Origin of the sequence: Acinetobacter sp. MB5 (genome assembly GCF_003261585.1) — a bacterium.
In the GTDB taxonomy this organism is placed as follows: domain Bacteria; phylum Pseudomonadota; class Gammaproteobacteria; order Pseudomonadales; family Moraxellaceae; genus Acinetobacter.
Window position 1 is genome coordinate 312,656 of record NZ_POVU01000002.1, and the last position, 25,057, is coordinate 337,712.

Here is a 25,057-nt window from a genome sequence, read left to right on the forward strand (position 1 = left end):
TGGAGGCTTTTTCTTATGAACAGTTAAGCTGCTGTAAGGCTGCTACACGCTGTTCAATGCTTGGATGTGTTTGGAATAAAGCCGCAAAACTGAAACCTTGTTCCTTACCTTCCGTAATTGCGAGTGCTTTCATTTCTTTTGGCATTTGATCTGGCATTTCACTTTCAGCTTGCAAACGCAACAATGCTGAAATCATGGCTTGCTTACCTGCCAAACGTGCACCTGCTTCATCTGCTCGATACTCACGATAACGTGAAAACCACATCACGATGGCTGATGCCAAAATACCAAATACAATATCTAAGACCATGGTAATGACAAAATAACCCATACCAGGCGCTTCATCATTTTGACGGCCAAATACGTTACGGTCAATGAAGTCACCAACCACACGCGCAAAGAACATCACAAAGGTATTCACAACGCCCTGTATCAAAGATAAGGTCACCATATCACCATTAGCAACGTGACCAATCTCATGAGCAAGTACCGCACGCAATTCATCTTTGTTCATACGCTCAAGTAAGCCTGTAGAGACAGCAACCAGTGCATCATTTTTGTTCCAGCCTGTCGCAAAGGCATTCGACTGGTAAGATGGGAACACCCCCACCTCTGGCATACGAATTCCTGAACGCTGTGCAAGGTCTGCAACAGTTTGCAATAACCAAACTTCTGCTTGGTTACGAGGAGCATTTGGATCGATTAATTCAGTACCTGTAGTTTTCTTAGCCATCCACTTCGACATGAAAAGTGAAATCAAAGAACCAACCATACCAAATACAAAACAGATTACGAGTAGGTTGCCTAAGTTGAGCCCACCTGCACCGTGGTAACTTCCGACACCTAATACTGACAAAATAAGACCAGCGACAACCAGTACCGCGAGGTTGGTAAGCAAAAACAAACCAATCCGCATCATCGAGAAAATCCTCTTATAATAAAAAAAAGCATGATTTATCTATGCGATAAATCATGGAATTAATATGAGACCTAGTTTTAAAAATTTCAAGAATAAATCAGTGAAAATAGATTAAAGTCTGTTTCCAAAACAGCCCTAAACCTAATTTCTGACTGCAATATCCGTAAATGTACCATCTGACAACTGAATAATTTTTCGAGTGTTCATTTTACGGGTTGGAAAAATCTGACTACTATTATTTGTAGTGTTCTTTATAGATGCTGAAGCTATTGCAGAATCAGTATCGTTATTATCTTTTATTGTATCCAGACGAATACCACCTGCATAAAGATTATTGTATCGACTCATTACCCGATGTACATAATCCTGAGTTTCACGAAATGGTGGAATCCCGCCATATTTATCAACATTACCTTCACCCGCATTGTAAGCTGCCAATGCAAGATTAGTATTGCCACTATAGCGCTTTAATAAAACACTTAAATATCGTGCGCCACCAAAAATATTTTGCTGCGGATCATAAGGATTACTGACATTAAAACGTTTAGCCGTAGCAGGCATCAATTGCATGAGTCCCTGTGCACCAACAGGTGAACGTGCATTTGAGTTGAATCCCGACTCTGTATGCATGACAGCCTTAATTAGCCCCTCTGAAACACCATGCACCTGAGCAGCTTGATGAATCAACTGATTAAATGCATCTTTATTTTTACTGTAGCTTGGCAACACCGAGGCCTCAGACCCACCCCAGTTATGATAACTATGAATATTACTGTCAGCATAAAAAGTCACATTGATTTTTTTCAAATGTTTGCCTCTTTGCTGGCGGTTGGTCAGTAGCGGTGTACCATCCTGATCCTCATAAGTATAAATTCGGCCAGCATATGCCAAAGAAGGCACCCACAGGACACTTCCAGAGCAATACAAAGAGATAAGTACGATTTTATGTAATATTTTCATTGTTGTGTTTACCAGTAAGTGTTCTGTGCAAACAAGTGTATTTGATTGTAACAGGAAAAGTATGAATGCCGAGCTTTTTAACAAGCTTGACTTAAAAAATCAAGTCAAATTGTTTCGAGAATAATCAAAAAAAAATTAATTTTTTTTTGAACTATTGTCTCTTGACATACATAAACCATTGAATAACATTAATTTTTAATAGAGATCAAAAAATGATCAATTTGTTTCTAAGCCTTAATCAACGGACACTTCCCCCTGTCAAGGGTGTATTTATCCACAATTTTATCCACAGCTTTTGTGGAAAACTAACAATAGGTAGAAAATTCACCAATTCCAGAATCAGATGACGTATTTTTACACTTTTTAATGATTTTGGTCGTTGATCACAATCTGAAAAAATATGTGAATAAATTTGTATGCACAGATGCGAAGTACCCTCGAATCAGCTAAAATTGCGCGATATTTTTTCCAAGAGTTTGTCGGTCTATGTACTCTCCAGTTGAATCCAGTCAAGGATTTAATTTCAAGCCAGAACTTCCAACCAGTTCCGCTTATTATCGCCTATTGAAAAAACTTCGTCGTCAGGTTGGTCATGCTATTCGTGACTTTAAAATGATTGAGGAAGGCGATAAGGTGATGGTTTGCATTTCTGGCGGAAAGGACAGCTACACCCTGCTGGACATTCTGTTGCAATTCAAACGTATTGCACCGATCAATTTTGATGTTGTAGCCGTTAACCTTGACCAAAAACAACCTGGTTTTCCTGAAGATGTTTTGCCACGTTATTTAGAAGAAAATAACATTCCATACTATATTTTGGAAAAAGACACGTATAGCATCACTAAAAAATTAACGCCTGAAGGTAAAACCTATTGCGCAGTCTGTTCACGTTTACGCCGTGGCTCACTGTATGGCTTTGCACAGGAAATTGGCGCAACTAAAGTGGCTTTAGGCCACCATCGTGATGATATCATTGCAACATTCTTCTTGAACTTATTTCATGGTGGCAGCTTAAAAGCAATGCCACCAAAACTGCTTTCTTCTGACAAGAAGAACATTTTGATTCGTCCTTTGGCTTATGTTGAAGAGAAAGACATCATCAAATATGCTGAAATGCGTAAGTTCCCAATCATTCCATGTAACTTGTGTGGTTCTCAGGAAAACTTACAACGTGCAATGTTGAACGAAATGCTACGTGAATGGGATAAACAGTATCCAAAACGATTACACAGCATTTTTGGTGCACTTCAAAATGTGTCTCCTTCACAATTGGCTGACCGCGACCTATTTGACTTTGAAGCACTCGACTCAGAGCGTGAGTTTGATTTAAAAGATCCAGAAGAAATGAAAAAGCGTCTAGATGTGGTCAATTTGAGTTTTGCAGCTGAATAAAATCCTTTGAAGTACACTCAGGCACAACTATGCAAATAGCTGTGCCTTTTTTATACTTTATTATAATTTCTGTGTGTTTTACCCCATGAGTTTATAAAAAAAGCATTATTTTCGACAGGATCATGTTATAACAAGGCAGAACGGACGATGTGCAAAAAATGCATACACATCTAGGAATAAACAAATTAGAGGAATCATTATGCCTGCTTTTCTATCGGAAGATTGGTTTTCTACAGTGGAACAACTGACTGCTCAGGCAGGAGACTTGAATTTACCGCCAGCCCTAAAAAATCTCGCGATCAATTTTGTCGTTAACCATAACAGTGGAAATACTGAACTTTCTCTTGATGGTGGGAAAATTCAAAAAGGTCTTGCAGACAATGCAAAAACAACGTTGAATTTGGATGAAGATACTTTACGTAAAGTATTCCTCGAATTTGATATGACAGCCGCAATGCAAGGCTTTATGACAGGTAAAATAAAAGTTCAGGGTGACATGTCTCAGCTTATGGCACTACAGACTGCGCGCCCAAGCCAAGAACAAAAAACACTGTATAAAGAAATTCTACAGCACACTGCATAATTTATAGATTCGTGGCTGTAAAAAAAGGAAGTTATCTGAATAACTTCCTTTTTTATTCTAAGATTATTAAATGTCGATCATCTGTTGACTTTGAATATGTTCTAAATAAGCGCGAATACGGGTGACATATTGTAAAGCTTGGCGATAGCGAGAATTACTTGCTTGATGCTGCTGTAAATAAGCATACATATTTAACCAATTATTTGGATCTTCACCCTGCTTGGTTAATTGTTTCTGAATTTGCCTTACTGCACCAGGCCCCATGTTATATGCAACTAAGGCATACCAGTGACGATCTGGGTTCGGAATATATTCATACTTGCTCAACAGTAATTCATAGTATTTTGCACCACCTTGGATACTTTGCTCTGGGTCTGTACGATTTTCAATTCCCATTGCTTTAGCAGTACCACTTGTGAGCATCATTAAGCCACGAACACCTGTCGGTGATACTGAATCAGGTTTCAAATAAGATTCCTGATAACCCATTGCAGCCAACATATGCCAGTTCAAATTATACTGCTCTGCTGCTCGCTCAAAGCTCGCACGATAAATTGGCATGCGCTGTTGAAGATCGTGTTCAATGGTATCCCAAGACTCTTCTTCAACCACATTGTGATTATAAAAAGAAGCCAAATGCTGGATTGCACCATTTGTTTTAGACTGGCAGATAAATCCACTCGCCGTTTGGGTTAAACGATCTTCAGCATCCTTAAAAACTAAATTCAGATCAGCATCCAACCCATTTTTTTGCAGGACATTGAAGTCACCACAACTCGCAGAAAAAGACATTAAATCCTTTTTCTCAATACTCGACATATCTGCATTGGTTAACGCAAGATTTGCCTTACCTTTAGCAACCCACTTCAAAGCAGTGGCATTACTATCAACGATTTGAAAATTTAATTGCACATTTAAACTTTGTGCATAATTGCGCATGAGATCGTAACCGAAACCATGCAAATACTGCCCATCATTAAAAACAGTTGTTGGGCTTTTAACTGCCACAACAGTAAGTGTATTGCTGTTAACGACTTGAGCGTATTGATTGCTTGCTTTACTGGCATTAATTGCATGTAAAGGTAGCATAGCAAGCCCAAACGCAAGGGCTTTTGTTGGCAAGGAGATTTTGAGATTGTTTAGGCGTAAACGCCTCCTATCTGCCAATGTTTGATTGTACATGGTGACTCCGCGACAGAGAATTAACTACCCAATGAAATCAAGCAAGCTCAGACTTCAATTAGTTGATCAACGTATGTTTAGGGGGCAGTCATGGCGTCATAAAAATGACATAAGTAGACAAATGAAACTAAGTCATAATAAAAATCGATGACTCAGATGAAAAAATAAGCAAAAACCAATAAGAGTTGCGCATAATATAGGCATAAAAATTAAAAGTCAAACTTTTATAAATCTCACCAGCTAAAACAATGGTTCTCTCCACTCACAAAAACTGCTTATTGTTATACTGAATACTGGTAGAGAAACCATGAATAAAATGCAGAAATATGTAATCTATTAAATATAAATTATAATTTTATATAAACATAAGCTATTGTTTAAAATAGGATATTCCTATCACATACCAGTTTTTTTTGCCACTTGGAGTTTGCACGTGCACTTCGTCATCTACAGACTTTCCCAAACAGGCTTTAGCAATTGGAGCATGTAAAGAAATATAATCTTTGTTGCCGTAAATTTCTTCATCACCTACGATGCGAAATTTAACCATTTCCTGTTCATCATTTTCCAATTCCACCCATGCACCAAAATAAATCTTACCTTGCTGCTGTGGGTGATATTCAACTTTTTGTGCGACCTCAAACAGCTTACTCAAATAGCGAATACGGCGATCAATTTCACGTAATTTTCGTTTATTGTAGTGGTAATCTGCGTTCTCAGACCGATCACCTAAACTTGCTGCCCAAGACACGATTTTGGTAATTTCTGGTCGTTCATGACGGACTAAATGATTCAGCTCATCCTGTAAACGCTGATAGCCTTCTGCTGTTAATAATTTACGATCCATAAGATATTCCAAAGGTCTAAGTTTCTTATCAAACAGCGATTTTACATATCAAAGTAATATAAATTTATACTGTCTAATGTTCTATTGTAATAACATCAACTAGAAAATTTAAGATTAACTCAACATGATTTTCAAAGTGATCTCAAAGACCCAAAACCAACTCAATAATTCACTTAAAACCCAAATAATTGAATTATTTTTAATCACTTAATTGTTTTTATTCAAAAATTGGTTGTCAAAATTAGATTTCCCCTATAAAATGGCGCACATTGGAAGCGTGGCAGAGCGGTTTAATGCACCGGTCTTGAAAACCGACGAGGGTGTGAGTCCTCCGTGAGTTCGAATCTCACCGCTTCCGCCAAATATTAAAAAGCCCATGCAACATCAATTGCATGGGCTTTTTTTATACAAAAAAATTATCGAATATAAACTCCATATTTATAAATAAATATTTTAGATCCTTAGATTTCAGACAAAAAAAAGCCATACTCTGTCAGTAAGGAGTATGGCCAAAATAGGAAACTACAGCAGAATTCCTATGCTTATTAGCATACTGCTCTAAACTTAAAAAAAACTTAATTCAACCGACTGTTATCCCCTACTTCTATTCTATTTCACCTAATTTCAATATGACTCATACGTAAAACTAATCGTTAAAATAGATAAGGCGCATAAAAAAATCCCCGCAGATGCGAGGATTTTTTTATAAGCAGTTGATGAATTACATCATGCCGCCCATACCACCCATACCGCCCATATCTGGCATAGCTGGTTTGTCTTCTGGGATCTCAGTGATCATACATTCAGTTGTAAGCATTAGACCCGCTACAGAAGCAGCATGCTCAAGTGCAGAACGTGTAACTTTTGCTGGATCAAGAATACCCATTTCCAACATGTCACCATATTCTGAAGTCGCAGCGTTGTAACCGAAGTTACCTTCACCACTTTTCACTGCATTGACAACAACTGAAGGCTCATCACCCGCATTCGCTACGATTTGACGAAGTGGTGCTTCAATCGCACGACGAAGGATGTTCACACCTACGTTTTGATCGTCATTCGCACCAACAACACCATCAAGCGCTTTAGCAGCACGTACAAGTGCTACACCACCACCAGCAACAACACCTTCTTCTACAGCAGCACGTGTAGCGTGAAGCGCGTCGTCAACACGGTCTTTCTTCTCTTTCATTTCAACTTCAGTTGCTGCACCAATTTTGATAACAGCTACACCGCCTGCCAATTTAGCAACGCGCTCTTGAAGTTTTTCTTTGTCATAATCAGAAGTTGATTCTTCGATTTGTGCACGGATTTGTTGAACACGTTCAGCAATTTGATTTGCATCGCCAGCACCATCAACAATCACAGTGTTTTCTTTAGAAACTGTGATTTTGTGTGCAGTACCTAAATCTTGAAGAGAAGCTTGCTCTAAAGACATGCCTACTTCTTCAGAAATTACAGTTGCACCAGTCAAGATTGCGATATCTTGAAGCATTGCTTTACGGCGATCACCAAAACCAGGCGCTTTCACTGCACATACTTTAATGATGCCACGCATGTTGTTCACAACTAGAGTAGCAAGCGCTTCGCCTTCAACATCTTCAGCAATAATAAGAAGTGGTTTACCAGTTTTCGCAACAGCTTCCAATACTGTGATTAACTCACGAATGTTGCTGATTTTCTTGTCAACAAGAAGAATAAATGGGTTTTCCAATTCAGCAGTTAACGTATCTTGTTTGTTCGCGAAGTATGGAGAGATATAACCACGGTCAAACTGCATACCCTCAACAACGTCAAGTGCATCTTCAAAGCCTGAACCTTCTTCAACTGTGATCACGCCTTCTTTACCAACGCGTTCCATTGCTTGAGCAATCAATTTACCTACAGTTTCATCAGAGTTCGCAGAGATCGAACCAACTTGCTCAATCGCTTTAGTATCAGATGCAGGTTTTGCAGTTGCTTTAATTTCAGCAACCAATGCTTTAACTGCAAGATCAATACCGCGTTTCAAATCCATTGGGTTCATACCCGCTGTCACTGACTTGATGCCTTCATTTAAGATGGCTTGTGCAAGTACAGTTGCAGTCGTTGTACCATCACCCGCGATGTCATTGGTTTTTGAAGATACTTCACGAACCAATTGTGCACCCATGTTCTCAAATTTATCTTTAAGAGAAATTTCTTTTGCAACAGTTACACCATCTTTAGTGATATGTGGTGCACCAAAAGAACGATCAATAACAACGTTACGACCTTTAGGACCTAAAGTCACTTTAACTGCGTCTGCAAGGACATTTACACCCGCAATCATTTTTGAGCGAGCTGAATCACCGAATTTTACGTCTTTAGCTGACATTATTTACTCCGAATCTTTTGTGTTTTACTTGATCTGATCTAAATGTAAAGTTGAAAATTAGCCTTCAAAAACAGCTAAAATGTCAGACTCTTTCATAATAAGTAACTCTTCGCCGTTTACTTTTACAGTTGTACCTGCATAAGTACCGAATAATACTTTATCGCCTACTTTTACATCTAATGCACGAACGCCATTATCAGTAATTTGACCGTTACCTACAGCAATTACTTCGCCTTGAGCTGGTTTTTCTGCAGCTGAACCTGGTAGCAAGATACCGCCTGCAGTTTTTGTTTCTTCTTCAACACGACGAATAACTACACGATCATGTAATGGACGAATGTTGCTCATATAAAACTCCATCAGACTAAGTCTTTTGTTTCAATTAAAAATGACGCTTTTCGTAATTCCTTTGCGTCATCATCAATAACTGTTTGTGATGTCATTTTTTTGGGGATAGAAAACTAAGCTTCAAGGGGAAATTTTAATTTTTTTTTGTTTTTTGCAGTTTTTTTAGACTAAAACGCAAGAATTGAAGATTATGGATTCCCTTTAAGCACAAATTGAGATTTTTTTACATCAAATACATAACTTTGAAACTCGCCTTGCAAGGTCACTACATTAAAACTATTCGGTTCTTTTTTACGTAATCGATGTGAAGTTGCCGTACCTGCGTGAACTTCATAAACAGGGTGATTTACGTTCAACTGATAAATTTGATTCAAATCATATATTGCAGTTTGATGCAAATGTCCATGCAAGACAGCACATGCTCCCTGCTTCCCCCAAATTTCCAATGCCATACGCCCAAGTACAGGACAATCCTTAACTACATGACTATCTCGAAGGGATGTATAAAATGGCTGATGCGCTACAACAATTTTATATTTATTCGATGGTGCTGCTTGCAACTTAAGAGCAACTTGTTGAATTTGTTCTAAAGAAATATGCCCCTTGGTATGAAAGCGTCGTCGAATGCTATTTACTCCTATCAAATAAAAGTGCTCTGTTTCCAAGATACTTTCTAACGCCCCAAAAAATAATTGATAGCGCATAAACGGATTAAATACCCGATTGAGCACATGATATAAAGGAATGTCATGATTTCCAGGCACAACCAAATAAGGAGGCCCCAAGCTTTCCAGAAAAGATTTACAGCTTAAAAACTGAAAAAAACGAGCACGCTGGGTCAAATCACCACTAATTGCAATCGCTTCGACAGGATGATCACGACAAAACTTTTGAATAGCGGCAAGACATTCGGGCTTCTCCGTACCAAAGTGTAAATCAGATAGATGCAGTAACATTAGCAGGCACCATAACAGCAAGCGCATCTCGTTCAACTGAGAAGTGTAATGGCGACTGTTCCTCAACCAACTCCCCATCTATCGCAATATGCAGTTTTTTTCTTTTTTTTGCATGCACTGTCACATGGTCAGCAGCAAAACTATAAACATCAGAGGCTTTTTCAATATCGCCTTTTAATAATTGAAATAACAACTTCATTAAAGTCATTTTGTCACTCTTTGCAACAATCACACCTGCGATTTTCCCCAATCGTACTGTATGTGCGATCTTTAAATTCATCTCTTGCAGTTGCAAGTGATTATTACCAAAAAAGACCAATGGCGTTTTGACTGGATATTTTTCACCATCAACCATCACCTCAAGCTTTAGCTCTCGATGACGACGCAACAATACATCCAGTGCAGATGTATAAGCATGTAAAGGAAAACGTCCAAATAGTCGGTTATAGCGCTCTCGTTTTTCTATAAATAAGGGGTACAAACCTAAGCTGGCATTATTTAAATAAATACGCTGATTCAATTTTGCCACATGCACCTTTTTAACTTCTCCCGTTGCAATTACATGGCATGCATCCATTAAATCCAGAGGAATATTTAATACTCTAGCTACATAATTAAAAGTACCAAAAGGCAAAATACCTAAAGTAATTCCAGTATTTAACAAATAAGATGCCACTGCATTTACAGTACCATCACCACCTGCAACCACCACAACACCAGCATTATTTGCCATAGAGTGTCGAATAACGATCTGCCTCATTAAAGTATCAATAGAATTTTGTTGGTTAAACTCAAATAATTGAATTTCAAAACCATATTTTATAAAAAATGTCATTATTTCATCGTACACTTTTGATCTTTGTGCTGAATGAAAGCCTGATTTTTGATTGTAGATAATTGATAGTGGTTTCAGCATGGTTAAATTACAATCACACAAATCCTACCTCTTCATTGTGTGGATTTTATTTGAGAGAAATAGTATGTTTGTGTAAATAAACTACATAAACTTTTTCAAGTTCTCATAATTTCCATCCTTTTTGAATATTAATTAAATAATTAATTTATAAAAATATTTTAAAAATAAATGATTTTATTTTCATAATTTATTTTATGAATATCAGTGAAACCAAATAATAATTATATGATTTTAAATATTTTTTTATAAAAACACCCCTACCAACCCCCAAAGATCAGTTTTTAAGCATCTTAAAATTTGGTAACTTTTGTGATTTAATACGCAAACTTTTTAACACACTCGTGATCAAGGGTTGATCATAAAATTAATGTGTGTTTTGTTTTTTTGTACCTCAAAGGCATCAACATGACCCAAGTGAATGCACCAGAATTCGTTCGTCACCCTAAGCTTATTGCATGGGTAGAAGAAATTGCTAAATTAACTAAACCAGCAAAAATCGAATGGTGTGACGGTAGCGAAGAAGAGTATCAACGTCTTATCGACTTGATGATTGCTAACGGCACCATGCAAAAGCTAAATGAAGAAAAACATCCTGGTTCTTATTTGGCGAATTCTGATCCTTCTGACGTTGCTCGTGTTGAAGATCGTACGTTTATCTGTTCAGCGCAAAAAGAAGATGCTGGCGCAACTAACAACTGGGAAAACCCAGCAGTTATGCGCGAAAAATTAAATGGTTTGTTCGACGGTGCAATGCAAGGACGCACCATGTATGTGGTTCCTTTTTCAATGGGTCCACTAGGAAGCCACATCGCCCACATCGGTATCGAACTGACTGACTCACCTTACGTTGCTGTTAGCATGCGCAAAATGGCTCGTATGGGTAAAGCTGTTTATGATGTTCTAGGTACAGATGGCGAATTTGTTCCTTGTGTTCACACTGTTGGTGCACCACTTGCTGAAGGTCAAAAAGACGTTGTTTGGCCTTGTAACAAAGAAAAATATATCGTTCATTACCCAGAAACTCGCGAAATCTGGTCTTTCGGTTCTGGTTATGGCGGCAACGCATTGTTGGGTAAAAAATGCCTAGCATTACGTATTGCTTCTGTTATGGGTCGCGAACAAGGCTGGTTAGCTGAGCACATGTTAATTTTGGGTATCACGAACCCAGAAGGCGAAAAACACTACGTTGCAGCAGCATTCCCTTCTGCTTGTGGTAAAACAAACTTTGCAATGTTGATTCCACCAGCAGGTTACGAAGGCTGGAAAATTGAAACTGTAGGTGATGACATCGCTTGGATCAAACCAGGTGAAGATGGTCGCTTGTACGCTATCAACCCTGAAGCTGGTTTCTTCGGTGTTGCTCCTGGTACAAATACCAAGACTAACCCGAACTGTATGGCAACTTTAAATAAAGACGTTATTTATACCAACGTTGCTGTAACTGAAGACGGTCAAGTATGGTGGGAAGGTCTTTCTAAAGAGGTTCCAGAAAACCTTACTAACTGGAAAGGTCAGCCACACGTTGCTGGTGAAAAAGCAGCACATCCAAATGCTCGTTTCACTGTTGCTGCAGGTCAATGTCCTTCAATTGATGCTGACTGGGAAAATCCAGCAGGTGTACCAATCTCTGCATTCATCTTTGGTGGTCGCCGTGCTGACACCGTGCCTTTAATTTCTGAAGCATTCGACTGGGTTGATGGCGTTTATAAAGCAGCAACTATGGGTTCAGAAACAACTGCTGCTGCAGTTGGTCAACAAGGTGTTGTTCGCCGTGACCCATTTGCAATGCTTCCATTTGCTGGTTACAACATGGCTGACTACTTCAGCCACTGGTTGGAACTTGGTGAACAAGTTGCTGCTAAAGCTCAGGCTTCAGGCAACAAATTACCAAAAATCTTCAATGTTAACTGGTTCCGTCGTGACGAAAACGGCAACTTCGTATGGCCTGGCTTCGGTCAAAACATGCGTGTGCTTGAGTGGATCATCAACCGTTGTGAAAATCGCGCAAATGCCGTGGAAACTCCAATTGGTTTCGTTCCAACTTACGATGACTTGAACTGGACTGGTACTGATTTCTCTAAAGCTGACTTTGAAAAAGTAACTTCTCAAAGCAAGGCTCAATGGATTAAAGAAATCGAAAGCCACACTGAGTTATTCAACAAACTTGGTGAGCGCCTACCAAAAGCATTAAAATCTCGTCAAGCTGAACTTTTAGATGCGGTTAAAGCTACTGAATCTGAACATGTAAATGCTTAATTGAGTACATAAAAAAAGACCACTTAATGTGGTCTTTTTTTATTTCTAGTTTTCTACACTTTACTTTAACCATAACAAAACTCTGAAACATATACCCCCTTTTACAGTAACCCTTTTAGTCATTTCTACAACAACATATACCGAGACAACAGCAACCCCAAACCCCAATACTTTGCTGAGTGGTAAAAGCGCACTCTGCATCATTACCAACACCCCCTCTAGCGATGACTTACCTTATGCACTTGTCAAAGATATAAAGCACTATGGCTGTGTTACAGACCTATACCCACGCTTACATAAAAACATCATGCCAATGCTGTAATCCATTATCGAACAAGCCAGCGTTTTAGCTTCTAGCCTTGGTGTTTGTACAACCTGTATTTCAGGGATAATGATTCACTAAAATTCTCCCTCTACCAACGGTTGCCACTTAGCAAGTGGACAGTAAATCTAACTCCATATCTTATTTTCTACTCAAATAAAAAAGCCAGCCTGATTTGTTTCGACTGGCTTTTTAAAATTACACTTATGAATTAATGGTCATGGTGCAAATATTCAGGCTCTTTTGGCAATTTCATACTACAAAAGAAACAAATGATTAACATCACAATCACATAAATAAAGAACGTATATTCATGCCCTGAGTGTTTAAATTGCAATGCAACTGCTGGTGCAGAACCACCAAATATCGCGTTTGCCACCGCATAAGAGAAACCCACGCCTAGTGCACGTACATGAGGTGGAAACATCTCGGCCTTAATCAATCCACTAATGGATGTATAAAAGCTGAGTATCATCATTAGAAATATCAGCATCAACGTCAGAATAACAGGTGACGTACTAAATGCTGGCATAGCAATCACCATTACAGGGTAAATAAAAATCGCTAACAGTGAACTAAACAATAACATTGAGTTACGACGTCCAATGCGATCAGAAATCGCACCAAAGACAGGTTGCGCCACCATATAAACAAACAATGCAACCGTCATCATATAACCGACTGTTTTTGCAGCCAATCCTAAGCTACTAAAGTAGGTTTTAGAATAAACCGTTAAAACATAAAATGTTAAAGAACCTGCAGATGTATAACCCACGACCAGCAAAAATGACTGCCAGTGATCTCTGAACATTGCTTTAAGTGTTCCAGATTCTTCACGATGACTATCTTCTGCAGAAAGTGTTTCTTCTAAACGACTACGAGCCACTAGCGATAGAAGTGCAGTAATACCACCAACCACAAACGGAATACGCCAACCGCCAGCTTGTAATTGCTGCTCACTCATAAAGAATAACAAAATGACACCCAGTACACTTGCTAAAAGCTGTCCACCAGACAATGTGACATATTGAAAGGAAGCATAAAAACCACGATGACCTTTTAATGCAATTTCACTCATATACGTAGCGACAGCGCCATACTCCCCTCCCACAGATAAGCCTTGCAACAAACGTACTACAAGCAACAAAAATGGTGCAAAAATCCCGACCTGCTCATAAGTTGGCAACATCGCAAATAAGAATGAACTCAAAGCCATTAAAAAAATCGAAGTTACCATGGAACGTTTTCGACCATGCTTATCTGCAATTCGTCCGAACAGCCAACTACCGATTGGGCGCATAAAGAAACTGGCAGCGAATACACCCCAAACATAAATCTGTTTTGTTCCAGATGCCATGCTTGGAGAGGTTAATGCTTGCTGAAAATACACAGCAAAAAACGCATAGATATAAAAGTCAAACCATTCAACCAAATTCCCTGAGGCTGCTCCAACAATACCAAAAATTCGTTTACGCTTTTCCTCTGGCGTATACGCATGTTCATTCATTATAAACACTCCCTCTTTGTTTAAATTTTAATCAGTTTGTATTACTCGGTTTTACGATTCCAAAATCAAAATCCCTTTTGATTGATTTGTTAATGATTTATTCTAAAACCTGTTATCTATCCTTTTTCTTCTCATTTAATATATTCAAAATACAAACACTTTATGTGAAAGATCCAATTTTATTTTGTATAAATATGTATAAAAGCAAATATCTACCCTCCATCAATATTTGCTTTTATCTAATGAGTATTCACCTGAGCTATGGCATACTGTAGAGAAATGACAAAAGGTTTCATCTCATGAAAATGACATTGACATTATTGGGTCTTAGCGCCTTTGCTCTTGGGCTATCAGCCTGCCAAAATATCCCCCAACGCTACAATGGTAACTCAGGTTATCAAGTGGAAAGTAGAACTGAAAATAGCGCAATTATTAGTTATACGCTAGCGATTCATGCAAATCAGGTGGCTAACCAAAATAAATTACAAAATACCTGCAAGGAAGTTTTAGGTGAACACCAAAACTATAACATTGAAATTCTAAGCACCGATGAAATCGCCAATCCAGCAACGTTACCAACAGCCAATGGCGTCCAAATTGGCAAAACACATACCACCTTTGGCCTAGGCACTACTAGCAACAGCAATGACAATGACTACGCGATGCGTAATGCCATGCAAACTCGCCCAAAAACACTCACCGTTGTGCGTTTTCGCTGCTCAAGCTAATCTAATACCTACAAGACGCTGTCAATTCAGCGTCTTGTAAAAACTGACATTACGAAACTCTTTTGCTTCATCTAAATCAGGCCAAGTTGTCGCACTTCGCTCATCAATTTTTTGGTATTGTGGATGACTAAAATTTTTTACCCGACTATCTGCCACCCATACTTCTGGTGCGAATTTTAAGAACTCATCTAAGAAATAACGATTGCACTGGTCATACAGCACATCTGCAGCCAATAATACATCGACCGATTCAGCACGATAAAGATCATCCAAATATTCAAGTTCAACTTGATTCAATGCTGCATTTTCACGACAAGCCGCTAGACTAACAGCGTCAATATCACAGCAGATCACGCGTTTAGCTCCTGCCAATTTTGCAGCAATTGCGACAACTCCAGAGCCAGCACCAAAATCCAATACAACCTTGTCTTTGACATGCTCAGGTTCTGTAAGTAACCACTGTGCCATGGCCAGACCCGAAGCCCAACAGAAGATCCAATACGGTGTGTCATTCCAGATACGTTGAATGATTTCATCATCCAAACGTTCAGTCGGAAATACAGGTGGTATTAACCACAATGAAATCGGCGTGTTGGGTAACTGCTGTGATTGTAAGTCACAATGAGGGATGACTTGATGTAAGGCTTGAAGTAAATGTTCAGGGGCTTTGGGAAATTGAAAGGTGCAGCTCATCAGATTTCTTTTTTAATTGATTTTATAACAAGCATAACAGAGACATTCCATTATGATTTGAATTCTTAGATTAACCTTCGGTTCGACCTACTTTTCTTTTGGGAAAAGTAGGCAAAACCATTGTCATCCGCAAAACTCGACAGATACTATCTAAAATCGAAAGTATCGCAGAAACATTAAATTTTTAATGTAATCATGCCTCAAACAATTGCAGATGACGGTTACGCGCATTAAATAACCGCCTAACTTCATAACTACATTAACCTAAAGCTTTCTCAGCAGCTTCAACTGTTTGACGAATCAAAGTTGTAATCGTCATTGGGCCAACACCACCTGGAACAGGCGTGTAAGCAGAAGCAATGTCTTCAATACCTTGTAATTGGATATCACCAACACCACCGCCATCACGTGGATGGAAGCCAGCATCTACGACAACCGCGCCTTGCTTGATCCAGTCTTTTTGAATCAATTCAGCTTTACCTACAGCACCCACCACGATGTCTGCTTGTTTAACCAAGTCAGCCAAGTTTTGAGTACGTGAATGACAAATCGTGACTGTTGCATTGGCTTGAAGTAACATCATCGCCATTGGTTTACCCAAAATTGCAGAACGACCAACAACAACTGCGTGTTTACCCGCGATTTCAATGTTGTTCTCTTGCAAGATAGTCATAATACCCGCTGGTGTTGCTGAACCATAAGCAGCTTCACCCATCGCCATACGACCAAAACCAAGACAAGTGACACCATCAACGTCTTTTGCAAGGCTAATTGCATCGAAACATGCACGTTCATCAATTTGCGCAGGCACTGGGTGCTGCAACAAAATACCGTGAACATCAGGATTTGCATTTAATTTTTCAATTTCAGCCAACAACTGTTCAGTTGTGGTTTCTTGTGGCAATTCAATTTTCAATGAATCCATGCCCACACGACGGCATGCATTGCCTTTCATACGCACATAAGTTGCCGATGCACCATCATCCCCAACTAAAATTGTTGCCAAAATCGGAGTACGACCCGATTTTTGTTTCAACACTTCAACACGAGCAAGTAAATCTGCTTCAATTTGCTTTGCTAACGCTTTTCCATCTAATACCAATGCCACAATACGTCTCCACAGGCTGATATCAATCAATTTCGCAAATAATACATGATTATTTGCCCAATTTTATTTTAGATGTTGATTTTATGTGCATATCCACTGAATTACCTATTGTTTTTTTTTCAAAGGTTGCTAATATGTGCATCACCAAGACAAGGCGGGGTGGCAGAGTGGTCATGCAGCGGACTGCAACTCCGTGGACGCCGGTTCGATTCCGACCTCCGCCTCCAATCTTGGTAAAGCCCGGGTGGTGAAATAGGTAGACACAGGGGATTTAAAATCCCCCGCCCACAAAGCGTGCCGGTTCGAGTCCGGCCCCGGGCACCATTTTAAGACTGTTAAAATGGTGCCAATAAAGAATCCAGCGAAAGCTGGTTTTTTTATGCCTAAAATTTGAATACCTATATTTAGATGTGTATTAAAAAAGCGACTTAAAGTCGCTCTACAAATAAAATTCCATTCAGATGATCTATTTCATGTTGCACAATTCGAGCAGGAAAACCTTCGTAATATTGTTCAACCCTTTCACCTTGTAAAGTGTCATAACGAACTTTGACTGCATAAGCACGTTCTACCTGTCCTCGTTGCTCAGGTACACTCAAACAACCCTCTTCACCCAAACATGTTTCAGCCGAATACTCAACAATCTCAGGATTAATCATAGTTACAGCAGGCATTTCTGGTGCATCTGGATAACGTAGATTTGGACGAGAAGCCACAATAATCACTCGTTTCGAGATATACACCTGTGGCGCAGCAATTCCAACACCATTACGCTCCAGCATAGTCACTTGCATTGCGAGAGCTAGCTGCTCAAGCCATGCCGAATTAAACTCATTTTGTGTTACAGATGCCGCTTTGAGTGTGAGTATTTCCTCACCACGTTGGGCAACAGGTAAAACTACAGACACCTTTTCTTCCTCAAAATTTATTTTAATTTAGCATCATTCAGCTTAACATAAGTAAAAATCAATACAGCACATCCATATATGAATGCAACGCAACTTTTTCTTGGGGTGATTTTTAGCTCAATTGGCTTAGGTTATTTTATTTATGGCAAAAAGCAGCAGCGTACTGTCCCTCTAGTCTGTGGCATCGGCTTAATGGTGTATTCTTATTTTTTTGATAGCAACCTCGCCATTGTTGGTATCGGTTGCATTCTCAGCATCATTCCCTATTTTTTGAGAGCTTAAAGAAAGAGATCGCCAATCATATAAAGTTTGGCATAACCTGAGATCTCAATCCGCTCATCATCCAAAATTCGACAGAACAATTCCCCACCACGTGGTGATGCCTGATAAGCCAGCAATTCTGTCTTACCCAGCTTTTCTGCCCAAAGCGGGACAATTGCAGTATGAATTGATCCAGTAACAGGGTCTTCATTAATGCCAATATCTGGTGCAAAATAACGAGAAATACAGTCATACGGATATTCTTCACCACCGCTTGCCGTGACTGCAACATCTAAACTTGGTGCTTCCATCACCGCGCGCATTTCCCCAAAGGCTTTCAGCTTTAAAAAATCCACATGCACATCCATCACATCCTGTGCGGAACCGAGTTCAATTACATAAGCCTGAGCATTGCTATATACCGCCTGAATCGGTTTATTCAATGCTTCATTGAAGATTTCTGGATATTCTTCTAACTGCTCAAGCCGACGAATAGGGAAATTCATCACAATTTTTCCATCTTCCGCCCGAGAAATATAAAAGGTTCCCAGTTGCTTCACTTCAAATTCAATTTTTGTCGCTTGTGTAAAATACTGAAATAAAACAAAAGCACCTGCCAGAGTGGCATGTCCACAAAATGCAACTTCAGCGGTTGGTGTAAACCAACGAATTAAATAATGAGTATCATCCAGTCGTTTGATAAATGCAGTTTCAGAGAGATTATTTTCGAGGGCAATATTTTGCATCAGTTCATCTGCGAGCCATTCATCGAGAACGATCACTGCCGCAGGATTACCTTGAAACAGGTATTGGCTAAAAGCATCTACTTGATAAATTTTCATTATTTTACATTCTCTAGTTAAAATTGAACTGTTAATCACTTACAGAATATTTTATTTTGATAAATTCCATCTCAGTTTTAACCTAATCCCACAGATTTGTCACTTTATGAATCACAACATCAATTCTCATTTTAAAAATGTTCCTTTAGAAAAGGCGTATCGCCTGCTAACACACGGTGCAACGGTTTTAGTTTCCTCACAGCATCAACAGCAAGCTGATGTTATGGCAGCAGCATGGGCTTGCGCACTGGAGTTTAAACCTGCCAAAGTCACCGTAGTTCTCGATAAAAGTACCATGACACGCAAAATCATTGAGCAATCTGGTTATTTTGTTTTACAGGTTCCGACCTACAAACAAATTGACATGGTCTATCAGCTTGGTACAACCAGCTTGCATGACACGCCCAACAAACTAGAATTAAGTGGTGTAGAGTTATTTTACTTGGATGACTCTACACAACCCCTCGTTGATGGCTGCTCTGCATGGTTAATTTGCAAACTTATTCCTGAACCACACAATCAACAAGCGCATGATTTATTTATTGGAGAAGTCATAAGTGCGTGGGCAGATGACCATATTTTCCGTGATGGACACTGGCACTTTGAAGATGCCAATCCAGAATGGCGTAGCCTGCACCATGTCGCAGGTGGTAATTTCTATCTGATTGGGGAACCTGTCAACGTGGCTGATCGGCTCAATTCACCTTAAAATGAGAAAACCTCGCAAAATGCGAGGTGACTTCAAGTACAAACCAATAAAACATTGGGTGATCAATCTGAATTGCATTCGTATAAATGCAGAATGAAGCTCTAAGCGCCTAACTTTAAATCACTCTAGGTCAGACAATTTAGCCAATTTAAAAAATAATTGCCGTGAAGCAATACTTTCAGACCTTCTTATCGCATAATAGGCGCATCAAATTAATTCCTTTTTGAGATTTATAAAAGAAACTGCATGATTTCTTACCCTAATAAATCTCAATGTTTCCTGTTGTTATCTGAAAGAAGAAGTCATTTTTTATGAAAATTGTCATTCTCAATAAACCTTATGACGTCCTCTCCCAGTTTCGTAAAGACGAAGCTCACATGACCATGTCTGACTTTGTCGATGATCCAACTTTACGTTTAGCGGGTCGTCTCGATATGGACTCTGAAGGATTGGTATTTTTAACCGATCACGGTGGTCTAAATCAGTTTATTACCAACCCTGCAAATAAAAAATACAAAACCTATTTAGTTCAAGTCGATGGTGATGTAACCGAAGAAGCGTTAGAGCAGCTTCGTAAAGGTATTGAACTCAATGATGGTATGACACTTCCTGCAAAAGCAGCGAAAGTCTCTGAACCTGACTGGTTATGGGAACGTACTCCACCTGTACGTTACCGAGCTAACATTCCAACCTCTTGGGTTGAAATTTCAATTTGTGAAGGTCGTAACCGTCAAGTACGCCGCATGACCTCTGCTGTTGGCTTCCCAACTTTACGTTTGATTCGCACCAAAATTGGTTCAATCGACTTGGTTCAATTGGGTTTACTTCCCGGTGAAACCAAAGAGATTGAACCTCTACTTTACCCAGACTTTAAAGATGTTCCAGCGGAAGAGCCTTACCGTTCACGCTCTTATGTGAAAAAACCTGGTGGCACAGGTGGTAAGCCAATGGTTCGCAAGAACAAAGATGGTTCTCCAAAGAAATCAGGTACAAAGCGTATTTGGCAAATGGATGAGAGTGAAAAACCACGTCGTAAGACCAATGGAACAACCCGTCCAAATACCAAAGCGCCACGCGGTCGTAACCGTAATGGACGTTAAGATTTGATGTAAAAATAAAGCTCACGAAAGTGGGCTTTTTAATTCACAATGGTATAAAAACTTTTCACATAAAATAATTCTTTTTCATTCTCAACTTTTCTATGAATTTCAATCAAATATTTTTCTTCTCTCATTTTTCTTCCATACAAATTCTCATAGCTCAAATAAAATTCTAAATTATAGACGTTCTTACTTCTTAAAATATTCATAATTCTGGCTTCAAATCCTAATTGAAATTTTTTGGATTCTTCCACCCCAATTTTCACAAGATTATAAGATCGATTATTTTGGTCTGCTCTAATAATAGTGATATTTAAAGCAGGACCACTTCCTGTATTTCTTACATAAAACTCCAACCTACTCCCATTACTTAACTTTTCTTTAAAGTCTCCTCTTTCTACTTCTAGTGTTTCTACCGTTGTTAATAACTTAAATTGATCTAAATCAATGATAGGAGTTATCGCTCTATGCATAACTTCATACTGTTCTTCCTGTATCTTGGAAAGTATCGCCTGTTGCTTCACACTCTCTTTCATTTCTTCAATTTGTAATTCCAATGCTTTCTCTTGTTGTTCTAAAGCTTTAGTATTTTGATCTAACTGCTTACCTTGCTGGACATAACCTAAAATCAACCAAAAGAATGCGATTGGTGCAAATATTCCTGCAAGAAAATCGCCCAATTCATTTAATGATGTAGGTAAAGTATAGCCGTTGCTTCGGCTAAATAGATAAATTCCCAATAGCCAAATAAAGGAAACTAAAACTCCGAAGATCAAACTTTTCTTATTCATATTCTTAGCCAGTTCAAATATCTTGAAATACAAAAAAAGCCGATGCATTGGCATCGGCTTTTTCACATTATCGACTGATCAGCCGATTTTGCTAAACCTTAAACAGTTTCAAGCGCAGCATTTAAAGTTGCACTTGGACGCATAACAGCATTTACTTTCGCTGGATCAATCGCGTAGTAACCACCGATGTCCGCAGCCTGACCTTGAACTGCTGCAAGCTCTGCAACGATTTTATCTTCGTTTTCATCAAGCGCTTTAGCAAGAGGAGCAAACTTCGCTTTTAACTCAGCATCTTCATCCTGAGCAGCCAAAGCTTCAGCCCAGTATTTAGCTAAGTAGTAGTGGCTACCACGGTTGTCAATTTCACCAGTACGGCGTGATGGAGACTTGCCGTTGTCAAGCAATAAGCCTGTTGCTTGGTCTAGCGTTTTCGCAAGAAGTTTCGCCTTAGCGTTGTCTTCTTTAATGCCAAGCTCTTCCAAAGAAACCGCAAGTGCCAAGAACTCACCTAGAGAATCCCAACGTAAGTGGTTTTCTTCTACAAGCTGTTGTACATGTTTAGGCGCAGAACCACCAGCACCAGTTTCGTACATACCACCACCCGCCATTAACGGCACGATAGAAAGCATTTTCGCAGAAGTACCAAGTTCCATAATTGGGAACAAGTCAGTGAGGTAGTCACGTAAGATGTTACCCGTTACAGAAATTGTGTCTAAACCACGAGCAACGCGCTCAAGCGTATAACGCATTGCACGTACTTGAGACATGATTTGAATATCAAGACCAGTCGTGTCATGATCTTTCAAGTATTTTTCTACTTTCTTGATCAATTCATTTTCATGTGGACGGTATGGGTCAAGCCAGAAGATCGCAGGCATACCTGAGTTACGTGCACGTGTTACTGCAAGTTTCACCCAGTCACGGATTGGAGCATCTTTCACCTGACACATACGCCAGATATCGCCTTCCTCAACTTCTTGAGACATCAACACTTCACCTGTTTCAAGGTCAGTGATGTTTGCAGTACCCGCTTCTGAAATTTCAAAAGTTTTGTCGTGTGAACCGTATTCTTCAGCTTTTTGTGCCATTAAACCAACGTTTGGCACAGTACCCATAGTACGTGGATCGAAGTTACCATTCCACTTACAGAAATTAATCATTTCTTGGTAAATACGTGCGAATGTTGACTCAGGCATCACTGCTTTACAGTCATAAGGTTTTCCATCAGCACCCCACATTTTACCGCCACCACGAATCATTGCAGGCATAGAAGCATCTACAATAATATCGTTTGGAGAATGGAAGTTGGTAATACCTTTAGCTGAATCAACCATCGCAAGTGCAGGACGGTGTTCTTGACATGCATGTAAGTCACGGATGATTTCGTCACGTTGAGATTCTGGCAAAGTTTCGATTTTTTGATACAAGCCAGCCATACCGTTATTTACGTTAATGCCTAGCTCATCGAATAACTTGCCGTGTTTCTCAAATGCATCTTTGTAATAGATCTTAACGCAGTGACCAAATACGATTGGGTGTGAAACCTTCATCATGGTTGCTTTTACGTGCAATGAGAACAAGATGCCAGCTTCACGACAATCTTCTAGTTGTTTCTCATAGAAATCGCAAAGTGCTTTTTTACTCATAAACATTGAGTCAATGATTTCACCATCTAAAAGCGCAACTTTTGGCTTAAGAACAATGGCTTCACCGCTCTTTGTGATCAATTCCATTTTCACGTTACGTGCACGGTCAAGTGTCATTGATTTTTCGCCATGGTAGAAGTCGCCTTCTTCCATGTGCGAAACATGAGTTTGTGACCACTGTTTCCACTCGCTCATTGAATGCGGGTGTTTTTTAGCGTAATTCTTTACTGCTGCAGGTGCACGACGGTCAGAGTTACCTTCACGTAAAACTGGGTTTACAGCTGAACCTAGGCATTTGCCATAACGTGCTTTGATCTCTTTTTCTTCTTCAGTTGCAGGATTTTCAGGATAATCAGGAATTGGAAAACCTTTAGACTGAAGTTCCTTGATGCACGACGTTAACTGTGCAACAGAAGCACTGATATTTGGTAGTTTAATGATGTTTGTATCTGGATCTTGCGTAAGACGACCTAACTCAGCAAGGTTGTTAGGCACTTTCTGCTCATCGCTTAGGTAGTCTGCAAATTCTGCAAGCACGCGAGCTGCAACAGAGATATCAGTTTTAGTGATCCCGATGCCAGCAGGCTTAGTAAAGGTTTCAATGATCGGCAGTAACGAATAAGTCGCCAACAATGGCGCCTCGTCAGTCAGTGTGTAAATGATGTTTGACTTTCCACCAGCCATATATAGCCCCTTGTGTTAAATTGATTTTTTCTAGAATTGGACTTTTTTAGTCCAATTCTACGCACTGAATAGCTTAAATAAAAACCTTGAGAGTATCGGCCTTCATTGCATTTCAGTCAACGATATATCTCGTGATAGCGACATTTCGTAGAAAAATACCACATTTTCTTCTTCTTCAACAGTGTCATCTCTTTGCAACATTGCTCAAAAAATCAACTTGATAAGCCCGATAACTATCAGATTTTTCACATATCTCCTTTTATTATTGAACAATTTTTAGCATCTTTTACTGATAAAATGATTCGCACTAGTGCACAATTTCTAGCCTTAAAATGACAAAATACGGCTCAACATTTCTAAAATTAATATAGGTAAAACCCCCAAAATACCCTATCTGATTAATCATAATATGACAAAAAAAGCGTATTCCCCTCTTCTAAACACATTTATTAGACTTCAAACCTTGAAGATCTACTCAACTCAAACCGCGATACTTTTATGAAACCTACTTGAATACAGCACACAACAATGCTTATTATGATTCATATTTTTTTAAAATTTAATAATTTTGTATCAAAAAAGGAAGTTATCGTAATGCAAATCAAAAAGGGACACGACTTATTTAATCACGATCAAGTCATGCAAGAGCTTGGTGCACGTTTGGTCGATTACAAAAGCTGTTATGCGAAAGTAGAACTACTCGTTGAAAAGCGACATACACAAGGTCATGGTACTTGTCATGGTGGAATAATTTTTACTCTGGCCGATGGTGCTTTTGCCGTTGCCTGCAATACAGGAGAGTATCCTGCTGTTGGACAGCACTGCAACATTAGCTATATAAAACCTGGGCAAATTGGTGATGTACTCACTGCGACAGCCGAATTACGCTCGCAAGCTGGGCGCTCAGAATTCTACGACATTCAGATTGTAAACCAAAAACAAGAAACCATTGCTGAATTTAGAGGTGTCTCACGTATGCTCATTCCTGCAAAGTAATGATCAGGTATCGTACGTTTCCATCCTAAAGCAAAATACTATTCTTG

At 39.2% G+C, this 25,057-nt stretch carries 23 protein-coding genes and 3 tRNA genes; 11 read left to right on the forward strand and 15 right to left on the reverse strand.

Annotated elements, in window-relative coordinates; genetic code table 11:
* Nucleotides 1–13 precede the first annotated feature (13 nt).
* Nucleotides 14–919, reverse strand: a complete 906-nt coding sequence (gene htpX, locus C1A47_RS04165; RefSeq protein WP_111892717.1) for a protease HtpX — start codon at nucleotides 917–919, stop codon at nucleotides 14–16.
* Nucleotides 920–1,060: 141 nt separating this feature from the next.
* The gene (locus C1A47_RS04170; protein WP_111892719.1) at nucleotides 1,061–1,879 is read right to left on the reverse strand and encodes a lytic transglycosylase domain-containing protein; all 819 of its coding nucleotides are present in this window, start codon (nucleotides 1,877–1,879) and stop codon (nucleotides 1,061–1,063) included.
* Between the two features lie 486 nt (nucleotides 1,880–2,365).
* Here C1A47_RS04170 and ttcA point away from each other — a divergent pair, with 486 nt between their 5' ends.
* Together ttcA and C1A47_RS04180 are read left to right on the forward strand one after the other, a co-directional pair.
* Nucleotides 2,366–3,271 (forward strand): tRNA 2-thiocytidine(32) synthetase TtcA, encoded by a 906-nt coding sequence (gene ttcA, locus C1A47_RS04175; RefSeq protein WP_111892721.1) that lies wholly within the window; start codon nucleotides 2,366–2,368, stop codon nucleotides 3,269–3,271.
* Nucleotides 3,272–3,470: 199 nt separating this feature from the next.
* Nucleotides 3,471–3,854: an SCP2 sterol-binding domain-containing protein gene (locus tag C1A47_RS04180; RefSeq protein WP_111892723.1), complete on the forward strand. Its 384-nt coding sequence runs from the start codon at nucleotides 3,471–3,473 to the stop codon at nucleotides 3,852–3,854.
* 66 nt (nucleotides 3,855–3,920) lie between these two features.
* On the opposite strand, the gene C1A47_RS04185 is transcribed toward C1A47_RS04180, so the two are convergent.
* Nucleotides 3,921–5,036, reverse strand: coding sequence for a transglycosylase SLT domain-containing protein (locus C1A47_RS04185; RefSeq protein ID WP_111892725.1), 1,116 nt, complete (start codon nucleotides 5,034–5,036; stop codon nucleotides 3,921–3,923).
* A gap of 370 nt (nucleotides 5,037–5,406) precedes the next feature.
* On the reverse strand, nucleotides 5,407–5,883 hold the full coding sequence (gene greB / locus C1A47_RS04190) for a transcription elongation factor GreB (RefSeq protein ID WP_111892727.1): 477 nt from the start codon (nucleotides 5,881–5,883) through the stop codon (nucleotides 5,407–5,409).
* Nucleotides 5,884–6,154: 271 nt separating this feature from the next.
* Here greB and C1A47_RS04195 point away from each other — a divergent pair.
* A tRNA-Ser gene (locus C1A47_RS04195) sits at nucleotides 6,155–6,244 on the forward strand.
* 360 nt (nucleotides 6,245–6,604) lie between these two features.
* On the opposite strand, the gene groL is transcribed toward C1A47_RS04195, so the two are convergent.
* The 4 genes from groL to C1A47_RS04215 all read right to left on the reverse strand — a co-directional run bounded on the left by groL (nucleotide 6,605) and on the right by C1A47_RS04215 (nucleotide 10,459).
* Complete coding sequence (gene groL / locus C1A47_RS04200) at nucleotides 6,605–8,239, reverse strand: chaperonin GroEL (protein ID WP_111892729.1); 1,635 nt, start codon at nucleotides 8,237–8,239, stop codon at nucleotides 6,605–6,607.
* A gap of 57 nt (nucleotides 8,240–8,296) precedes the next feature.
* On the reverse strand, nucleotides 8,297–8,587 hold the full coding sequence (gene groES, locus C1A47_RS04205) for a co-chaperone GroES (RefSeq protein WP_111892731.1): 291 nt from the start codon (nucleotides 8,585–8,587) through the stop codon (nucleotides 8,297–8,299).
* 188 nt (nucleotides 8,588–8,775) lie between these two features.
* The gene (locus C1A47_RS04210; protein WP_111892733.1) at nucleotides 8,776–9,543 is read right to left on the reverse strand and encodes a metallophosphoesterase family protein; all 768 of its coding nucleotides are present in this window, start codon (nucleotides 9,541–9,543) and stop codon (nucleotides 8,776–8,778) included.
* On the reverse strand, nucleotides 9,524–10,459 hold the full coding sequence (locus C1A47_RS04215) for a diacylglycerol/lipid kinase family protein (protein ID WP_111892735.1): 936 nt from the start codon (nucleotides 10,457–10,459) through the stop codon (nucleotides 9,524–9,526). The genes C1A47_RS04210 and C1A47_RS04215 overlap by 20 nt, the downstream gene beginning before the upstream one ends.
* A gap of 405 nt (nucleotides 10,460–10,864) precedes the next feature.
* Here C1A47_RS04215 and C1A47_RS04220 point away from each other — a divergent pair, with 405 nt between their 5' ends.
* Nucleotides 10,865–12,715, forward strand: a complete 1,851-nt coding sequence (locus tag C1A47_RS04220; protein ID WP_111892737.1) for a phosphoenolpyruvate carboxykinase (GTP) — start codon at nucleotides 10,865–10,867, stop codon at nucleotides 12,713–12,715.
* Nucleotides 12,716–13,248: 533 nt separating this feature from the next.
* Here the strand turns inward: C1A47_RS04220 and C1A47_RS04230 are convergent.
* Entirely contained in the window at nucleotides 13,249–14,544 is a 1,296-nt protein-coding gene (locus C1A47_RS04230; RefSeq protein ID WP_111892739.1) for an MFS transporter, read from the reverse strand.
* Between the two features lie 299 nt (nucleotides 14,545–14,843).
* Between C1A47_RS04230 and C1A47_RS04235 the strand changes: the two genes are divergently transcribed.
* Entirely contained in the window at nucleotides 14,844–15,272 is a 429-nt protein-coding gene (locus tag C1A47_RS04235) for a hypothetical protein (protein WP_111892741.1), read from the forward strand.
* 21 nt (nucleotides 15,273–15,293) lie between these two features.
* Here the strand turns inward: C1A47_RS04235 and C1A47_RS04240 are convergent, their stop codons facing one another.
* Together C1A47_RS04240 and folD are read right to left on the reverse strand one after the other, a co-directional pair.
* Nucleotides 15,294–15,965 carry a class I SAM-dependent methyltransferase gene (locus C1A47_RS04240; protein WP_111892743.1) on the reverse strand — a complete coding sequence of 224 codons (672 nt, stop codon included), beginning with the start codon at nucleotides 15,963–15,965 and terminating at the stop codon, nucleotides 15,294–15,296.
* A gap of 259 nt (nucleotides 15,966–16,224) precedes the next feature.
* Complete coding sequence (folD, locus tag C1A47_RS04245) at nucleotides 16,225–17,073, reverse strand: bifunctional methylenetetrahydrofolate dehydrogenase/methenyltetrahydrofolate cyclohydrolase FolD (protein WP_111892745.1); 849 nt, start codon at nucleotides 17,071–17,073, stop codon at nucleotides 16,225–16,227.
* 153 nt (nucleotides 17,074–17,226) lie between these two features.
* Here folD and C1A47_RS04250 point away from each other — a divergent pair.
* Nucleotides 17,227–17,300: transfer RNA gene (locus C1A47_RS04250), tRNA-Cys, on the forward strand.
* Between the two features lie 11 nt (nucleotides 17,301–17,311).
* Nucleotides 17,312–17,397, forward strand: a tRNA-Leu gene (locus tag C1A47_RS04255).
* A gap of 104 nt (nucleotides 17,398–17,501) precedes the next feature.
* Here the strand turns inward: C1A47_RS04255 and def are convergent.
* Nucleotides 17,502–17,981: a peptide deformylase gene (def, locus tag C1A47_RS04260; protein WP_111892747.1), complete on the reverse strand. Its 480-nt coding sequence runs from the start codon at nucleotides 17,979–17,981 to the stop codon at nucleotides 17,502–17,504.
* Nucleotides 17,982–18,059: 78 nt separating this feature from the next.
* Here def and C1A47_RS04265 point away from each other — a divergent pair, with 78 nt between their 5' ends.
* On the forward strand, nucleotides 18,060–18,263 hold the full coding sequence (locus C1A47_RS04265) for an amino acid transport protein (RefSeq protein ID WP_111892749.1): 204 nt from the start codon (nucleotides 18,060–18,062) through the stop codon (nucleotides 18,261–18,263).
* Here C1A47_RS04265 and C1A47_RS04270 read toward each other — a convergent pair.
* Nucleotides 18,260–19,084 (reverse strand): PhzF family phenazine biosynthesis protein, encoded by an 825-nt coding sequence (locus tag C1A47_RS04270; RefSeq protein ID WP_111892751.1) that lies wholly within the window; start codon nucleotides 19,082–19,084, stop codon nucleotides 18,260–18,262. The two genes, C1A47_RS04265 and C1A47_RS04270, sit on opposite strands and share 4 nt — an antisense overlap.
* Before the next feature lie 106 nt (nucleotides 19,085–19,190).
* On the opposite strand from C1A47_RS04270, the gene C1A47_RS04275 reads away from it, so the two are divergent.
* Entirely contained in the window at nucleotides 19,191–19,793 is a 603-nt protein-coding gene (locus tag C1A47_RS04275) for a flavin reductase family protein (RefSeq protein WP_111892753.1), read from the forward strand.
* 311 nt (nucleotides 19,794–20,104) lie between these two features.
* Nucleotides 20,105–20,893, forward strand: coding sequence for a pseudouridine synthase (locus C1A47_RS04280; protein ID WP_111892755.1), 789 nt, complete (start codon nucleotides 20,105–20,107; stop codon nucleotides 20,891–20,893).
* Between the two features lie 38 nt (nucleotides 20,894–20,931).
* Here C1A47_RS04280 and C1A47_RS17765 read toward each other — a convergent pair whose 3' ends face one another.
* Nucleotides 20,932–21,684 carry a hypothetical protein gene (locus C1A47_RS17765; RefSeq protein WP_205669576.1) on the reverse strand — a complete coding sequence of 251 codons (753 nt, stop codon included), beginning with the start codon at nucleotides 21,682–21,684 and terminating at the stop codon, nucleotides 20,932–20,934.
* 98 nt (nucleotides 21,685–21,782) lie between these two features.
* Complete coding sequence (locus C1A47_RS04290) at nucleotides 21,783–24,014, reverse strand: NADP-dependent isocitrate dehydrogenase (protein ID WP_111892757.1); 2,232 nt, start codon at nucleotides 24,012–24,014, stop codon at nucleotides 21,783–21,785.
* 594 nt (nucleotides 24,015–24,608) lie between these two features.
* Here C1A47_RS04290 and paaI point away from each other — a divergent pair.
* The gene (gene paaI, locus C1A47_RS04295; protein WP_111892759.1) at nucleotides 24,609–25,010 is read left to right on the forward strand and encodes a hydroxyphenylacetyl-CoA thioesterase PaaI; all 402 of its coding nucleotides are present in this window, start codon (nucleotides 24,609–24,611) and stop codon (nucleotides 25,008–25,010) included.
* The last annotated feature ends 47 nt before the right edge of the window (nucleotides 25,011–25,057 follow it).

Excerpts from the sequence above, each read along its gene's own strand:
- htpX (WP_111892717.1), bottom strand. The coding sequence starts at position 919 with ATGATGCGGATTGGTTTGTTTTTGCTTACCAACCTCGCGGTACTGGTT.
- C1A47_RS04170 (WP_111892719.1), bottom strand. The coding sequence starts at position 1,879 with ATGAAAATATTACATAAAATCGTACTTATCTCTTTGTATTGCTCTGGA.
- ttcA (WP_111892721.1), top strand. The coding sequence starts at position 2,366 with ATGTACTCTCCAGTTGAATCCAGTCAAGGATTTAATTTCAAGCCAGAA.
- C1A47_RS04180 (WP_111892723.1), top strand. The coding sequence starts at position 3,471 with ATGCCTGCTTTTCTATCGGAAGATTGGTTTTCTACAGTGGAACAACTG.
- C1A47_RS04185 (WP_111892725.1), bottom strand. The coding sequence starts at position 5,036 with ATGTACAATCAAACATTGGCAGATAGGAGGCGTTTACGCCTAAACAAT.
- greB (WP_111892727.1), bottom strand. The coding sequence starts at position 5,883 with ATGGATCGTAAATTATTAACAGCAGAAGGCTATCAGCGTTTACAGGAT.
- groL (WP_111892729.1), bottom strand. The coding sequence starts at position 8,239 with ATGTCAGCTAAAGACGTAAAATTCGGTGATTCAGCTCGCTCAAAAATG.
- groES (WP_111892731.1), bottom strand. The coding sequence starts at position 8,587 with ATGAGCAACATTCGTCCATTACATGATCGTGTAGTTATTCGTCGTGTT.
- C1A47_RS04210 (WP_111892733.1), bottom strand. The coding sequence starts at position 9,543 with ATGTTACTGCATCTATCTGATTTACACTTTGGTACGGAGAAGCCCGAA.
- C1A47_RS04215 (WP_111892735.1), bottom strand. The coding sequence starts at position 10,459 with ATGCTGAAACCACTATCAATTATCTACAATCAAAAATCAGGCTTTCAT.
- C1A47_RS04220 (WP_111892737.1), top strand. The coding sequence starts at position 10,865 with ATGACCCAAGTGAATGCACCAGAATTCGTTCGTCACCCTAAGCTTATT.
- C1A47_RS04230 (WP_111892739.1), bottom strand. The coding sequence starts at position 14,544 with ATGAATGAACATGCGTATACGCCAGAGGAAAAGCGTAAACGAATTTTT.
- C1A47_RS04235 (WP_111892741.1), top strand. The coding sequence starts at position 14,844 with ATGAAAATGACATTGACATTATTGGGTCTTAGCGCCTTTGCTCTTGGG.
- C1A47_RS04240 (WP_111892743.1), bottom strand. The coding sequence starts at position 15,965 with ATGAGCTGCACCTTTCAATTTCCCAAAGCCCCTGAACATTTACTTCAA.
- C1A47_RS04265 (WP_111892749.1), top strand. The coding sequence starts at position 18,060 with ATGAATGCAACGCAACTTTTTCTTGGGGTGATTTTTAGCTCAATTGGC.
- C1A47_RS04270 (WP_111892751.1), bottom strand. The coding sequence starts at position 19,084 with ATGAAAATTTATCAAGTAGATGCTTTTAGCCAATACCTGTTTCAAGGT.
- C1A47_RS04275 (WP_111892753.1), top strand. The coding sequence starts at position 19,191 with ATGAATCACAACATCAATTCTCATTTTAAAAATGTTCCTTTAGAAAAG.
- C1A47_RS04280 (WP_111892755.1), top strand. The coding sequence starts at position 20,105 with ATGAAAATTGTCATTCTCAATAAACCTTATGACGTCCTCTCCCAGTTT.
- C1A47_RS17765 (WP_205669576.1), bottom strand. The coding sequence starts at position 21,684 with ATGAATAAGAAAAGTTTGATCTTCGGAGTTTTAGTTTCCTTTATTTGG.
- C1A47_RS04290 (WP_111892757.1), bottom strand. The coding sequence starts at position 24,014 with ATGGCTGGTGGAAAGTCAAACATCATTTACACACTGACTGACGAGGCG.
- paaI (WP_111892759.1), top strand. The coding sequence starts at position 24,609 with ATGCAAATCAAAAAGGGACACGACTTATTTAATCACGATCAAGTCATG.